13 protein-coding genes, 1 tRNA gene and 1 pseudogene are annotated in these 14,530 nt (G+C 47.1%); 10 read left to right on the top strand and 5 right to left on the bottom strand.

Going from position 1 to position 14,530, the window contains the following annotated elements:
* Nucleotides 1-256: 256 nt before the first annotated feature.
* The 4 genes from RW114_RS17650 to cyoE form a co-directional block, all read right to left on the bottom strand.
* Entirely contained in the window at nt 257-442 is a 186-nt protein-coding gene (locus RW114_RS17650) for a hypothetical protein (protein WP_340124075.1), read from the bottom strand.
* A 94-nt stretch (nt 443-536) separates the two neighbouring features.
* Nucleotides 537-1,937, bottom strand: a complete 1,401-nt coding sequence (locus tag RW114_RS17645; RefSeq protein WP_340124074.1) for a KAP family P-loop NTPase fold protein — start codon at nt 1,935-1,937, stop codon at nt 537-539.
* A gap of 81 nt (nt 1,938-2,018) precedes the next feature.
* Nucleotides 2,019-3,035: a glycosyl transferase family protein gene (locus tag RW114_RS17640; protein ID WP_340124073.1), complete on the bottom strand. Its 1,017-nt coding sequence runs from the start codon at nt 3,033-3,035 to the stop codon at nt 2,019-2,021.
* On the bottom strand, nt 3,032-3,922 hold the full coding sequence (gene cyoE, locus RW114_RS17635; RefSeq protein WP_422614838.1) for a heme o synthase: 891 nt from the start codon (nt 3,920-3,922) through the stop codon (nt 3,032-3,034). The genes RW114_RS17640 and cyoE overlap by 4 nt, the downstream gene beginning before the upstream one ends.
* Before the next feature lie 916 nt (nt 3,923-4,838).
* Here cyoE and recA point away from each other — a divergent pair.
* From recA to RW114_RS17595, 8 genes and pseudogenes are all read left to right on the top strand, one after another.
* The gene (gene recA / locus RW114_RS17630) at nt 4,839-5,876 is read left to right on the top strand and encodes a recombinase RecA (protein ID WP_340124071.1); all 1,038 of its coding nucleotides are present in this window, start codon (nt 4,839-4,841) and stop codon (nt 5,874-5,876) included.
* A gap of 6 nt (nt 5,877-5,882) precedes the next feature.
* Nucleotides 5,883-6,353, top strand: a complete 471-nt coding sequence (locus RW114_RS17625; protein ID WP_340124070.1) for a regulatory protein RecX — start codon at nt 5,883-5,885, stop codon at nt 6,351-6,353.
* Nucleotides 6,354-6,402: 49 nt separating this feature from the next.
* Complete coding sequence (alaS, locus tag RW114_RS17620; RefSeq protein ID WP_340124069.1) at nt 6,403-9,015, top strand: alanine--tRNA ligase; 2,613 nt, start codon at nt 6,403-6,405, stop codon at nt 9,013-9,015.
* Between the two features lie 13 nt (nt 9,016-9,028).
* A complete protein-coding gene (locus RW114_RS17615) occupies nt 9,029-10,255 on the top strand; it encodes an aspartate kinase (RefSeq protein ID WP_340124068.1) in 1,227 nt (408 codons plus the stop codon).
* A gap of 92 nt (nt 10,256-10,347) precedes the next feature.
* Nucleotides 10,348-10,548 (top strand): carbon storage regulator CsrA, encoded by a 201-nt coding sequence (csrA, locus tag RW114_RS17610; protein WP_340124067.1) that lies wholly within the window; start codon nt 10,348-10,350, stop codon nt 10,546-10,548.
* A gap of 232 nt (nt 10,549-10,780) precedes the next feature.
* Nucleotides 10,781-10,872, top strand: a tRNA-Ser gene (locus RW114_RS17605).
* 143 nt (nt 10,873-11,015) lie between these two features.
* Nucleotides 11,016-11,132 (top strand): annotated as a pseudogene (locus RW114_RS17600) (transposase); the annotation flags it as partial.
* Nucleotides 11,133-11,184: 52 nt separating this feature from the next.
* Nucleotides 11,185-11,397 carry a hypothetical protein gene (locus RW114_RS17595; RefSeq protein ID WP_340124066.1) on the top strand — a complete coding sequence of 71 codons (213 nt, stop codon included), beginning with the start codon at nt 11,185-11,187 and terminating at the stop codon, nt 11,395-11,397.
* 104 nt (nt 11,398-11,501) lie between these two features.
* On the opposite strand, the gene RW114_RS17590 is transcribed toward RW114_RS17595, so the two are convergent.
* Complete coding sequence (locus RW114_RS17590) at nt 11,502-11,849, bottom strand: hypothetical protein (protein WP_340124065.1); 348 nt, start codon at nt 11,847-11,849, stop codon at nt 11,502-11,504.
* A gap of 312 nt (nt 11,850-12,161) precedes the next feature.
* Between RW114_RS17590 and RW114_RS17585 the strand changes: the two genes are divergently transcribed.
* Together RW114_RS17585 and RW114_RS17580 are read left to right on the top strand one after the other, a co-directional pair.
* The gene (locus RW114_RS17585; protein ID WP_340124064.1) at nt 12,162-12,734 is read left to right on the top strand and encodes a CAP domain-containing protein; all 573 of its coding nucleotides are present in this window, start codon (nt 12,162-12,164) and stop codon (nt 12,732-12,734) included.
* Nucleotides 12,735-13,376: 642 nt separating this feature from the next.
* The gene (locus tag RW114_RS17580; protein ID WP_340124063.1) at nt 13,377-14,351 is read left to right on the top strand and encodes a cysteine peptidase family C39 domain-containing protein; all 975 of its coding nucleotides are present in this window, start codon (nt 13,377-13,379) and stop codon (nt 14,349-14,351) included.
* The last annotated feature ends 179 nt before the right edge of the window (nt 14,352-14,530 follow it).

The raw sequence follows: 14,530 nt of genomic DNA, 5'->3' as shown, positions 1-14,530 counted from the left end.
CCAAAAGATCTCCCCGGTGGCTTGGCAACATATCCACTTCTTGGGCCACTATGACTTTAAAAACAACCGTAACCCAATCGACTTCGAAGCGATGCTGGCCGACATAAGATTTAATTAACCCCTGCCAACAGTATCATTATTCTATAAGGCATTGTTATAATTGAACTTCCAAAATTTCCGGGGTTTGGGCTTAGATCCCCCTTTGGCGATGTAAGCTTGAATCGCTTCTAAATCCTCTAGTGCCGGTTCTGTCCAGTTAACCATCATTACCCAAGAGCCGTTTTTTAGCATCCTCATTGGATATTACGCGGCCTTCTTCAATAGCGCTCAGTCCTTTCTCAATTTTCTGTTTGACATAAAGCTCATACATGATGTCATCCCACGTCGCCTGATCAGAAACATGATCAATAATCTGCTTTGTGGCTTGTTTAGCGGTTTGCATGTTTTTCTCCTTTTAAGGATGTCTGTCGCAGTTGCGGTGGATTGCCTAGCGGCGAATCCCTACCAATAATGCCTTGCAGTGTTTATTTGTAAAATCATGACTTAAATCGTGAGGCTATTTCGATTTTTTTAACTAGATAACCTAGCGAACGAATACCACCATTCCAATCATAATCGTTTATTAGCTGTAAAATTTTCTTTGCCCGTTGTTTTTCCAAGTCTCCAGTAGAAGATGACTCTGTAATTTCTTTATATATGGCAGTATTCTCGTCGCTTTCATGCAAATAGCATTTACTAGAAATGATGTGCGCCTCAAGAACAGTACCATAATGACTATCTAGTAATTCGTGAGCTCCTATTTCATCTCTCAAGTGAGTTAAAAGGCTAATGGGACCAATTTCTTCTGTTATAAATCTCTTGTAAATGTCAGGCTCTTTTACTTTTAAGACTATGAGAAAGCAAAGAAATAGCGGGTGGAGTCTGTAATTACTAGGAGTTGTCCTAATAGAAAGGCTTAAAAGTGAGCAGCAATGCTCCTGTTCGCGTAAAGTCAGTTTATATAGCTCAAATAATTCAGTGAACATGGTTAAGGCTTGTTCGCCTTCATATCTTGTTTCACTTCCTGTCTTGCTAGAAAAATAAACATTGAACGAAAATTTATTAAATAGAGCTTTAACAAACAGTCCTTTATCTGGTGGGGGTAGAACATAATCGAAATCAATAAATCTTCTTAGATAGCCATTTACATTTAATTCACTCCCGTAAATGGCTTTAATTGAGTGGCCTAGCTGTGTTTTATCTGCACCAAGTACGAACACAATATTCTCAACATTAAAAAAGTGTTTTGCTTTTTCTAATATCTCTATAGAAAAATTTGGTCTACACCGATCAAGCTCATCAATTATAAAAACCAAAGGCTTTGGGTTTTCATTATTAGTTATGCTGGACGCTAGTTCCGATAATGAGTTTCGGAATGCTTTGAGAGTATTTTTTGATTTTTCGTATTTTTCTAATTGTTCTTTTGCAACTGACTCCGCAAAGCTGGACAACGCTTGCTCCGTGATGTTATCTAAATCAATTGCTCCTGCTGTTGCGATCTTCGCGGCTACTGGAACACTTCGCTTAAGGAGAGTAATTCCTAGATTTTTAGCTTTATTCAAATATTCGTGTGCTTTAGCTTGGTTACCAGATTTAGATATTTCATCGATAGATGAGCTAATTTCACCTATAAGTGATACTAATGCATCATCTGAAAAGTCATTTTCCCAAGCATTAAAATATAAAGTGGGAATATCGTTGTCCTTAAGATGTTGCTCCCACATTTTCAAAAAAGTAGTTTTTCCTTGGCCCCAGGGGGCATCAATACAGACAACCATAGGGTCACTGGTTGAAGTAACAAACAGAGTCAGTGCTTCAGCACTTTCTTGACGGTTCAGTTTGTCATTCGCAAAAGGCGAGCCCGCTATAATCTCAATTTCACGACTCTTTAATATCATTCAATCATCCTTTTTCTGAGAAATTGTTATTTGGGTTCCGTTATCTTACTTTCTGGTGGGCGTAGCTGAAAAAATTGCCCTCTAATATTTTTGCTTATCCCGTCTCAGCCAATAATCCGTCGCCAACTGCTGAGCCTGTTCCTGTGTATCAGCCTTGCCCAACAACTTAAGCGCAACCGCAGCCGTGCCGATGATCGAGGCTTGCGCAAACTCATCTTCAACTTTTCCCTGCCAGATTAACGCCAATTGCTCCGGCTCCAGCAGCTCGGGTTTGACGTGTCGGAGTCTAAATAAAGCGGGCCAGTTTTCGTCGGACAATTCGCCGTTGTGCACGCTTTGCACCAGGCATTCCATATCGGGATTGCGTTCGGTCTCGCCGCCTTCACCTTTTAATACCGACATGTGCGGCTGGTTTAACAGGGCAGCGGCTTGTTGATGCACCGGACGGTAACCGGGATGGAATATGCCCTGGATGCTGTATTGTGCATCAAACGGGTTTAACAAACGCACCAGGGTGTGCACCGGCGAGCGCAAGCCCAGTATCGGGCGCAGTTCGATAATTTCATGCAGCTTGGGGCAGAAATGCTCCAGCGATAAATAACTGAAATGCTGTTGCTCAAGCTGCTGTTTGGCCTCGCTAATAGAGCCAGCGCATTTAAGACCCAAATATCCCAGCATGTTTTCGGTGTACAGTCTGCCTGCGGTATGGCCGCTGGCACCGTGCATAAAAACGGTAATGCCGTTTTCAGCCAGCAGCAAAGCCGACAGCAAAAACCAGGGCAGATGCCGACGCTTTCCGGCATAAGACGACCAGTCCAGGTCAACTTTTACGGCATTGTCGGCAATATCGAATGATTCTCTAGCCGCTTGGGCGAAACCTGCCAATTCCTCCGGGGTTTCTTCCTTGACGCGCATCAACACCATGAATGCGCCCAGCTGAATGGGCAGCACCTGATCGGTCATAATCATGTTCATCGCGCGATAGGCTTCATCCTGGGTTAGCGGTCTTGAGCCTTTTTTGCCCTTGCCCAAGATGCGGATGAATTCGGCGAATGGATGTTCCGGGTGCGGTGTTTGTTCGTGATGTGTGAAGGTCATAAGGTAAATTTAAAATAATGGTCGATTAACAAGGCGATAAACACGCCGGTCAGGTACATCAGCGAATAAAAGAATGTCTGCATCGCGGTTTTGTCATCTTTCCTGCGCATCATCAAAATGGCGAAGTAAATAAAACCGAGGCCTAACGGCACCACGGCCGATAAATAAATCAAACCGCTCATGCCGGTCAGATAGGGCAGCAGGGTGACAATGAACAGCAGAAAAGAATACAGCAGAATATGCAGTCGGGTATATTCCACGCCGTGCGTGACCGGCAACATCGGTATGCCGACTTTGGCGAATTCTTTGCGCTTGGCGATAGACAGCGGCCAGAAATGCGGAGGCGTCCAGGCGAAAATGATCAAAAACAACAACAGTGAATAAGGATGCAGTTCGCCGGTCATCGCGCACCAGCCCAGCATCGGCGGAGTGGCTCCGAAAGCGCCGGCAATCACGATATTTTGCGGGGTCATTCTTTTAAGGTAGACCGTATAGATAATCGCGTAACCCAGCGCCGACAAAAAAGTGAGTAATGCGGTCAGGGCGTTGACCATGACGATCAGCAGTGCCATCGAGATTACGCCGAGTGCCAACGCAAAAACGATGACATTGGTCGAGCTTAATTCGCCTTTGGGCAAGGGGCGGTGTTTGTTGCGATCCATCAGTGCATCGGCTTCGCGGTCGATATAATGGTTAATCGCGGCGGCCGAGGCGGCGGCCAGCGCAATGCCTAGGCTGCTGTAGATAAACAGGCCGATGGGCGGCATTCCTGGGACGGCTAATAACATCCCCGCAATGGCCGTAAAAACGATCAGGGCAACCACTTTGGGCTTACATAGCTCAAGATAACTTTTCCAGGAGGGCCTAGGTGATTCGCTAGTCATTATTTAATAGATTCCAACTTTTAGTTTAGGGTACGGCTCCCATGGAAACCGTGGGAATGGCATTGTAGATGCTCCATTCAGCGCTACCGGAGCGGCGCATAGGAACGATGATCACTCATTATAATAGAATACAGTGAACTATGGATTATTGAAATAGTCCAAATTTTCCCTCGGAAAATTGAGGGTGCATAACATCAACTAGTCATTTGCACTCATATGATCCTCATCGGTAAATGGTATCAACCAAATGCTTAAACCAATTCGGTCTGAAAATTACAACATAAACAGCAATAAGACTGGTTGTTGGGATAGGGCCGATGCCTATTATCGCCAAAACAATCAATATCAGAGCTGTTATTATTCTTGTCCTCATCGATAAATCTCATCCACAAGACGTTTAAACCATAGCGGTCTGAAAACAACGGCATAAAGGCAAATAAGACTGACAGTCGGAATCGGCCCAAGATCAGCAACCATAGCAAAAAGCAACACCAACAACGTCAAAATTCTTGTCCTCATCAAATAAACCTCTTATTTCTAACCTTTTTTGATCACAAAATCTAGTTGTCCGCCATTTCATGCATCGTATGGAACAATCATACCTAGCCGTGCTCAATTATAAAAAGCAATGTGAGTAATGGGTTCATAAAAAATCCATATGGCAGATAGAAACCGTAAGGTTGAATCGAAATTTGGTGATGGAACGGGGGGTGGCAAGCCTGAATTCGCCATCCTATTGAAATATGAGAATGTCGGGCATAAACAGTATGCCTGACAAAGCTTTTCCGCTCTCTGCCTGAATGCTTACCAGCAAATCAACACTATCCGAAGCCCTGTCTGTATGTGATAATAATCGACTTGATTTTGGCGATATTTCTTTCTAACCGACATAGCCGCAGGGCGTAAAGGGCACTACATAATGGATGAGAACAAAAAGAAAGCGCTAGGCGCAGCGCTGATGCAGATAGAAAAGCAATTCGGCAAGGGCTCGGTGATGCGCATGGGCGATGTGGCGGCTTCGCGTGACATTGATGTGGTTTCCACGGGTTCTTTAGGTTTGGATATTGCTTTGGGCTGCGGCGGTTTGCCTCGCGGTCGTGTAGTTGAAATCTATGGTCCTGAATCATCCGGTAAAACCACGTTGACGCTGCAAGTGATCGCCGAAATGCAAAAACTCGGTGGCACGGCGGCATTTGTTGATGCTGAACATGCTTTAGACCCCAGTTATGCCGAAAAAATCGGTGTTAATGTCGACGACTTGCTGGTTTCCCAGCCGGATACCGGCGAGCAGGCGCTGGAAATTACCGACATGCTGGTGCGTTCCGGTGCGGTTGATGTGGTGGTGATCGATTCGGTTGCGGCATTAACGCCTAAAGCCGAGATTGAAGGCGATATGGGCGATTCCCATATGGGTTTGCAGGCGCGATTGATGTCTCAGGCTTTACGGAAATTGACCGGTAACATCAAGCGTTCCAATACGCTGGTTATTTTTATTAACCAGATCAGGATGAAAATCGGCGTGATGTTCGGCAGTCCAGAAACCACTACAGGCGGTAATGCGCTTAAGTTTTACGCCTCGGTGCGTCTGGATATTCGGCGGATCGGCTCGATTAAAAAGGGCGATGAAGTGATCGGTAATGAAACGCGAGTAAAAGTCGTCAAAAATAAAGTCGCGCCGCCTTTTAGGCAGGCCGAGTTTGAGATTTTATACGGGGAAGGTATTTCCTTTCTGGGCGAGCTGGTTGATCTGGGCGTAAGTTATGGTTTTATTCAGAAAGCGGGCTCCTGGTACAGTTACGGTGATGAGAAAATCGGTCAGGGCAAGGATAATGTAAAAACTTTTTTAAGAGAGCATCCTGAAAAAGCCAAAGAAATTGAAGCGAAAATCAGAGCCGAGGCTTTCGCTAAGAAAGTGACGCCTTTGATTGAAGCGCCGGTGGTGGATGAGGGCGAGTAGTCCGTTTTGATTGAAGAACCTCACATTGCCAAGGAAATCAAGGAAGTTTGCCTGCGACTATTGGCGCGAAGAGAGCACAGTCAGAAGGAATTACTGGCTAAATTGGCTTTAAGAGGTTTTGACAAGGATGAGGTGCTGCCGGTTATTGACGAACTGGCCGAGCAAGGATGGCAGGACGATCTACGCTACGCGGAAAGCTATGCCCGGTTTCGTATCCTGAAGGGCTACGGGCCGATTCGGGTGAGCTACGAACTTTCGCAAAACGGCATAGCGGTGATTGATCTTGACGCCATCGTGCAAATTGAGGCCGGTAGCTGGATGGCGTTGCTGGAGCAGGTTTACCGTAAAAAGTATAGCCATGACACGCTGTTGGAACGCAATGAGTGGGCAAAACGCAGTCGTTTTTTGTTGCATCGCGGATTTTCCGGCGCAATGATCGGCGCATTGTTTGATCAGTTGGGCATTAGATTTCTCTAAGTTGTAGGCAGGATTAGCGTAACCCGATTATTTTAATAAACAAATATTTATGAAAAAGATGACTAGCGCCGAGTTGCGCACAGCCTTTCTGGAATTTTTCCGCGAACGAGGGCATTCCGTGCAGCCTTCAAGCTCCCTGATTCCTGGGAATGATCCGACCTTATTGTTCACCAATGCCGGCATGGTGCAATTCAAGGATGTGTTTTTGGGTCGTGAACACCGAGACTATAACAAGGCCGCGACCAGCCAGCGTTGTGTGCGGGCGGGCGGCAAACATAACGATCTGGAAAACGTCGGCTATACCGCAAGGCATCATACTTTTTTTGAAATGCTGGGCAATTTCAGCTTCGGCGATTATTTTAAAAAAGAAGCGATCCATTACGCCTGGGATTTTTTGACCAAGGAACTGGAGATTCCGGCGGAAAAATTATGGGTTACCGTTTTTGACGAAGATTCGGAAGCGGAGAGAATCTGGCTGGATGATGTCGGTATTTCGCCAGATCGGTTCTCAAGAATCGGCGCCAAAGATAATTTCTGGTCGATGGGCGATGTCGGGCCTTGCGGGCCTTGTACTGAAATATTCTATGATCACGGTGCGGATATTGTCGGTGGCCCGCCGGGATCGCCTGATGAAGATGGCGACCGCTATATCGAAATCTGGAATCTGGTATTCATGCAATATGATCGTGCCGCTGACGGCTCGTTAACGCCGTTGCCGAAACCTTCGGTGGATACCGGCATGGGTCTGGAACGCATCGCGGCGGTGTTGCAGGGTGTGCACAGTAATTACGAAATCGATTTATTCCAGAAACTGTTGAAAACGGCAGCCGAACTTGCCGGCAGCAGCGATTTGACGCAAAGTTCATTGCGGGTGATTGCCGACCACATCCGTTCTTGTGCATTCCTGATTGCGGATGGCGTGATGCCGTCCAATGAAGGGCGCGGTTATGTGGTGCGCCGTATTATTCGCCGTGCCATTCGGCATGGCTATCGTTTGGGTATCCGAGATGCATTCTTTTATAAACTGGTAGCGCCGCTGACTGAGGAAATGGGCGAGGCTTTCCCCGAGCTTAAAGCCGCGCAAGCCCAGGTTGAACGGGTGCTGAAAAAAGAAGAAGAACGTTTTGCCGAAACCCTGGAGCAAGGCATGAAGATTCTGGAGGCTTGCGTCGCCAAGATGGAAGGCTCGGTGATCCCCGGCGATACCGTATTCCAGCTTTACGATACTTACGGATTCCCTGTTGACTTGACCGCCGATTTTGCCCGCGAACATCAGCTGACTGTCGATCATGCCGGATTTGAAACGGCGATGTCGGCTCAGCGCGACCGGGCAAGGTCTGCGAGCAGTTTCGGCGCGGATTACGATCAGGATATAAAGCTTGATGTACAGACTGAATTTACCGGTTACGAACAGCTTGACGACCAGGTGCATATCATCGGTTTATACAAAAAAGGCCAGCCGGTAATCAGCTTGCAGGATGGCGAAGAGGGCATTGTTATTTTAGATAAAACGCCGTTTTATGCGGAATCCGGCGGACAAATCGGCGACTGCGGAAAAATTGAAGCGGATGGCGCGGTCTTTGAAGTCACCGACACCCAAAAGCAGGGCGGAAACCTGTTTTTACATAAAGGCAAGTTGATTTCCGGAATCCTGACTAACGGCCAGTTGTGCGATGCCCGAGTCAGCGCTACGGACAGAAAGGCAACCGAGCTTAACCATTCGGCGACCCATTTGTTGCACGCCGCATTAAGGCAGGTTTTGGGCGATCATGTCGCGCAGAAAGGTTCACTGGTTAATCCCGATCGCTTGCGTTTTGACTTTTCTCATTTTGAGCCGGTGACGGCTGTCGAAATCAGCACCGTTGAGCGGATCGTTAATGAGCAGATCCGGGCAAACAATCCGGTTATCTCGCAAGTCATGGCCAAGGATGACGCGGTTAAGGCCGGTGCGATGGCATTGTTCGGCGAAAAATATGGCGATGAAGTCAGGGTTTTAAAAATCGGCGAATTCTCAACCGAGCTGTGCGGCGGCACCCATGTTGAGCGGGCAGGGGATATAGGCTGCTTTAAAATTATTAACGAAACCGGTGTGGCGTCAGGCGTCAGGCGTATCGAAGCGGTAACCGGCGGCGGTTGTTTTGATTTTATAGCCGGTCGCGACCATGCGCTTGCCAGTATTGCTGGAATGGTAAAAAGTGCGCCGGAAAAAGCGCCGGAAAAAGTCGAGCAGCTGATAGAGAAAAACCGGCTGCTGGAAAAGCAGTTGGAACGCTTGAATGCAAAGTTGGCCAGTTCTGCGGGTAACGAACTGGGCGCTCAGGCTGTCGATGTCGGAGGCATCAAAGTATTGGCGGTCAAACTGGAGGGCGTTGATCCCAAATCCCTGAAAGATATGGTCGATCAGTTAAAAAACAAACTAGGCAGCGCCGCAATTGTGTTGGCGATCGTCGAGGGTGACAAAGTCAGTCTGATTGCCGGTGTGACTAAAGACCAGATGGGACGGATAAAAGCCGGTGATCTGGTGAATTTTGTCGCGACCCAAGTCGGCGGAAAAGGCGGCGGTAGGCCCGATATGGCCCAGGCCGGGGGTAATGATCCGTCCGGATTGGCTGACGCATTGGCTCAGGTTCCGGCCTGGGTGAAAGCGCAACTTGGCGCGTAGAAGGTTTTATTAAATGGCATTATATGTATACAAATTCGGCGGCACCTCGGTAGGCACAGTCGAACGCATTAAGGCGGTCGCCGAAAAAGTTAAAAAAGCCCACGATCTGGGCGATCAAATTGTCGTCGTGGTTTCTGCGATGAGTGGAGAGACCAATCGTCTGGTTGCAATGGCAAAAGAAATACAGCAACACCCTAATGATCGGGAAATGGACGTGTTGCTGTCAACCGGCGAGCAGGTCACTGTTTCACTATTAAGTATGGCTTTGCATGAGCAAGGTTGCGATGCCTGTTCTTATACCGGTAGTCAGGTAAAAATTCTGACTGACAGCAGTCACACCAAGGCGCGGATACGCAAGATTGATGACGCGCACATCCTGGCTAATCTTAACGAGGGCAAAGTGGTAGTGGTTGCGGGCTTTCAAGGCGTAGACGAACACGGCAATATCACCACGCTGGGGCGCGGCGGTTCGGATACCACCGCAGTGGCGTTGGCGGCAGCCTTAAAGGCCGACGAATGCCATATTTATACCGATGTCGATGGCGTTTACACGACGGATCCCAGGGTAGAGCCGAAAGCCCGCAGGCTGGATAAAATCACTTTTGAAGAAATGCTGGAAATGGCAAGTTTAGGCTCAAAAGTATTGCAGATCAGATCGGTAGAATTTGCCGGAAAATATAACGTCGCGTTACGCGTATTATCATCATTTAAAGAGGGTAAGGGTACGCTCATTACCTACGAGGAATCACAAGTGGAAAGTGCTTTAATTTCAGGAATCGCATTCAATCGGGATGAGGCCAAATTAACCATAACAGGCGTGCCCGATTTGCCGGGAGTTGCGTTCAAGATTTTGGGGCCGATTGCCGATGCCAATATCGAAATCGATATGATTATCCAGAATATTGCCGATGATGCGACCACTGATTTTACCTTTACGATACATCGCAATGACTATCAGCGGGCGAAAGCCTTGCTGGATAAAACCAGTGCTGAGCTGGGAGCCAGAAATGTAACCGGTGACGACAAGATCGTAAAAGTGTCGGTTGTCGGTGTGGGCATGCGTTCCCACGCAGGCATTGCCAGCACCATGTTTAAGACGCTGGCAGATGAAGGCATTAATATCAGGATGATATCAACATCCGAGATTAAAATATCGGTTGTCGTCGATGAAAAATATCTAGAGCTTGCAGTCAGGGCATTACATGCTGCTTTTAAATTAGATCAAGAAATAGAATCCTAGGCTTTATTTATAATAAAAAGCTGCTATAATTGCTCGTCTTGGTTGGATACTGTTTAAGAACAGTGCGTTTTTAACATTTATAGGGAGTAGCCATGCTTATCTTGACTCGTCGGGTAGGGGAGACTTTGATGATTGGTGATGAAGTTACAGTCACCGTTCTTGGAGTCAAAGGAAATCAGGTTCGCATAGGTGTTAACGCACCCAAGGAAGTCTCTGTACACAGGGAAGAGATTTACGAAAGGATTAAAAAAGAACAGGGCGGGGCGACCGGCTCGACTGGATCTGAAGAGTAAATTAGAGCAAAGGTTTTTATGAGTGTCATAGGCACTCACCGGCTTGATAGATGTGAGCTTGTTATTTAAGCAAGGTGTAAAGTATTTCGCAAAATATATTTTGTGAAATATTTTAGCGTTTACACCTTAACATCGTTAGGTAAAAAGGAATTATGTTAGTTTTTTGAGAGGTTCCCTCTTAAAATTATCTCTGGGCACAGGGCTGTAGCTTAAAGAGATATATTATCTATTTGGAGAGTTGGCCGAGAGGCTGAAGGCGCTCCCCTGCTAAGGGAGTATGGGTTTTATCGCCCATCGAGGGTTCGAATCCCTCACTCTCCGCCATTTAGATCGTTGATTCAAAATTGTTGCCTGGTCAGTGTCTGCTGACAGACTACATTAATCAATCAATAAGTTCAAAAATCCCCATTTCAATTTTTGTTTTTGCTCGCTAGACATGTAGCAATTCCGCTACCTCATCAATACTTAATCTTCCCGCTCATAAAATAGCTGAAGTGAAAGGGCTGATTGAAGCCAGGGACGCGATGCTTAAATACTTGTCGTCATATAGTCCTGACCTGAACCCGATTGAACAGGTATTTGCCAACAAGAATCATTTGCATGCCCTAACAGCGACTCAGAAACCCAAAAGCCGTATTGCGCGATGCTAAACTGGCCATCGTTCAATTGCAAAAACGTATCGACCTTTTAACGGCTGAGGCGCTGGTCTTGATCAGCAAATATCCCGAACTTAAACGGGTACTGGAGTTACTGAGCAGCGCCATTGCACTCATGGGTGAGCTGTTATTGTTGTCGCCAGGCCTTTCCCATCGGGAATGGGTGAAGTTTGCAGGTCTTGATCTCATGTAGGGTTCGCCATTTTATAGGCCATCCACCGCAACGCAACCGACTGTCATCGGCATTATGTATCGTCTCAAGCGCCTACTTTTGGTGCTTAGCAGCTTTCTACAGGGCTATTCTGATTTAAGCGACTTATATAGCTCTAGCGTCTTATTCATCTCGTCAGTAGCGCCTTTTATATCAAACTGGTTTGTTTTGATTTGCGCCTGAATGATGCTTGCATTGGCCTTTTTGACGATATCCGGATTCCCCGTTACTTTCTCGGAAGCCGCACGCGCCGCTTTTAAATGCTCGCTGGGCGGCATGAAATCGCGATGGCTGATTTCGACTTTAGCTTTTTCAATATGCATGATGGTTTCGTTTGGGCTGTTAACGGTTCCTTCCGCATAAGCGATGACGCAGGTAGAGCCTAAAGAGAAAGCCAGTAATAAACTTAACGCTGTGTTTTTGGTAATGTTCATAAAATATAGCCTTTGTTGTGATTATCGGATAATGCCGGTAAAAAATGCTTAAAAAAATCAATATATTTTTATCTCCATGGTAACTACAATTTTTAGTAAGACTATCAGGCTGTAAACTAAGCACACAATACGTATAAACACCTGATATGCACTAATCCTGCGCAAAAAGGTTCCAGGTCTTGCATTGTGCATTTATTCAAAATAAACTTGATTCCGCACTCAGAAAAACCTTACGATTTTTTGCTTTTTTTCCGAGTACCGAATGTCCCGCGGCATTTTACTTATTTACACCACTATTCCTGTATCAAGATTATGAAACGAATTTTATCCCTGCTCATTATTTGCCTCGGCCTTGCTAATTATCCGGTAGCAGCCAAGACTGGCGCGCAGCCGGAGATAACTGCTGCTGAACTTGAACGCCTAATCCATCAACAGATAAACCGGGTGCGACAAAATTACGGATTGTCCCAATTGAATAGGGATGAGCTACTCGCCGCCATCGCCCGCAAGCATAGCAGCGACATGGCGAGCTATCATTTTTTTAGCCACACGAATTTGCAGGGGGAAGATTCCGTCGAGCGAGCTAAAAATCTGGGATGGAACAAGAAAAAACAACAGGGCTCTAATACCTGGGTAATCGGGCCGGGTGAAAATATATTTATGAATCAACTTTATGGCAAGGTCGTTACGACGACACAAAACGGGGTCACGGTAAAAAAAGAATATCTCTGGAAAACTCAGGAAGAAATTGTGCAATCGACCGTGCAGGGGTGGATGGACAGTCCGCCGCATCGAAAAAATATCCTGTCGCCGAAATACGACCAACAAGGCATTGGGGTCGCTATTTCTGGATCTGAAATTTATGTCACGGAGGATATGTTTTAACTTTATCGCTGGGCGCTTTAGAAAATATAAATATGACATCCCGAGGATTCTGCTGGAGGCGGCCCTTGATCAGTTTTCATCCTAATTATTTTTTTGTTTAATGCGTTTGTCCTTATAGGGGGCAACTCACGAAACGGAAAAAATCGTACGCTAAGGCTTTTTTAAGTTATGTGAACTCCGACCGCTTCTATAGTTAGGTGTAGAGGCCCGATAACATCAATCATAGGAACCGTTCATCCGTTTTTCGAGACCACATTAGCTGAGAATATCGGCGCATACCGGCCCACATTAAATAAGAATGAACCCAAAAACATAGGCAAGGAACCTCATTAACCGATAACGGTAGAACAATAAACCGAGCGTTGATTTATGGCATCCGTATTCTGCACTGAAAACAGTCCGATTTCGGCAGCAAAATCACCTTGCTGCTGGCGTTCGACAGATGGCCCTTTTTTTTGAACCGAAAGCGCTTGTTGACAGACCTGATTTGCTAGATAATCGTTGATTGTTAAACATGGATAACCTACGGAGCGGTGTATGAAGAAGCGGGTTGGACTAGGTGTTTTCTATCAATGGGCGAGATGCTTTCACCTCTGGTCCTTCTTGCTCATTCTACTCATATCGGCCTGCACGACAGTTGGCTTGAGTCATTCGACTAATTCCAGGCGCAATCAACAAACGTTTATATCCGCTTGGGAACCGACAGCTAGCGCTGCCGACTCGATTCGTCAGGCCGGCCTGCCAGAACCACTGATCGCGATAGGCGCCACGCCGACCGAGCTTGACAACCAAGCCCTGGCGCCGGCGCTCAAGCGTTTTGCCGACCGCGCCGATCATGACGATATCCGGCCACTGAACGACTTCCTGCAATCCCATCCGCGCAGTCCATGGCGGATCGCGCTGCTCACCAACCTCGGGCTGATCCACTATCACGCCGCCCGTTTTTCCTTGGCTACCGAAGCCTCCGATGCTGCTTGGCAAACTGGCAGAACGATCAATGCCGATGGCGCCGCAAAAGCCGTGATAGACCGGGCCCTGGGGGAACTGATCCGCATGCATGCCCGCCTGGGCCATCAAGCCGAACTGTGGCAATTGCTGGCCGAAATTCAAGATAGGCCGCTAAGCGGCGCAGCCACCGAAATGGTAGCCGGCGCCAAAGAGGGCCTGTGGATCATGGAAAACCAGCCAGGGGTCGCTTATTTATGTGGCCCCAAGGCCTTGCAAAGCATTATCGACCGCTTTCAACCGGCCGGTAGTCAACGGAGCGTCATCGAAAATGCTTGCTCAGGCAGCCAAGGTTATTCGCTGAACCAAGTCGCCGAATTGGCTGAAAAGGCCCATGTTCCGCAACAAATGGTTAAACGCACGCCGGGCGCGGAATGGGTGTTCCCCGCCGTCGTGCATTGGAAGTCCAGCCATTACGCAGCCTTATTGGAACAGCGCGACGGCCGCATTCATATCAAAGACCCGACCTTCGGCGGCGACTTGTGGGTCAGCCCCGCTTCTTTGGAACAAGAAGCCTCCGGCTATCTGTTGATCCCGCCAGGCCCTTTGCCAAAAGGCTATCACTCGATGTTCAAGTTTTTAAGCTTAGAAATACAGCCGGAAAACGGGTAAGCTAATCAGTGTAAACTGCCACGTATTTCAACACCATGTTGATGTACGAGCCGGCACACTTTATAAAATCGTTTGTCACTGATTTAGATGCAGCCCTGGGAAAGCTAAAGTCCAATGCCAGGCTGACGCACCTACAAAAGACTTGGCTAGGATTTTGTTTAACGGGGATGTTACTGACC

Origin of the sequence: Methylobacter svalbardensis, from assembly GCF_037671525.1 — a bacterium.
Taxonomy (GTDB): Bacteria; Pseudomonadota; Gammaproteobacteria; order Methylococcales; family Methylomonadaceae; genus Methylobacter_A; species Methylobacter_A svalbardensis.
The sequence above is the reverse complement of the archived record's forward strand: the minus strand, read 5'-3'. Positions and strand labels throughout refer to the sequence as shown.

Bases quoted from the DNA above. Each gene is read 5' to 3' on its own strand.
- RW114_RS17650 (WP_340124075.1), bottom strand. From the start codon at position 442: ATGCAAACCGCTAAACAAGCCACAAAGCAGATTATTGATCATGTTTCT.
- RW114_RS17645 (WP_340124074.1), bottom strand. From the start codon at position 1,937: ATGATATTAAAGAGTCGTGAAATTGAGATTATAGCGGGCTCGCCTTTT.
- RW114_RS17640 (WP_340124073.1), bottom strand. From the start codon at position 3,035: ATGACCTTCACACATCACGAACAAACACCGCACCCGGAACATCCATTC.
- recA (WP_340124071.1), top strand. From the start codon at position 4,839: ATGGATGAGAACAAAAAGAAAGCGCTAGGCGCAGCGCTGATGCAGATA.
- alaS (WP_340124069.1), top strand. From the start codon at position 6,403: ATGAAAAAGATGACTAGCGCCGAGTTGCGCACAGCCTTTCTGGAATTT.
- RW114_RS17615 (WP_340124068.1), top strand. From the start codon at position 9,029: ATGGCATTATATGTATACAAATTCGGCGGCACCTCGGTAGGCACAGTC.
- csrA (WP_340124067.1), top strand. From the start codon at position 10,348: ATGCTTATCTTGACTCGTCGGGTAGGGGAGACTTTGATGATTGGTGAT.
- RW114_RS17590 (WP_340124065.1), bottom strand. From the start codon at position 11,849: ATGAACATTACCAAAAACACAGCGTTAAGTTTATTACTGGCTTTCTCT.
- RW114_RS17585 (WP_340124064.1), top strand. From the start codon at position 12,162: ATGAAACGAATTTTATCCCTGCTCATTATTTGCCTCGGCCTTGCTAAT.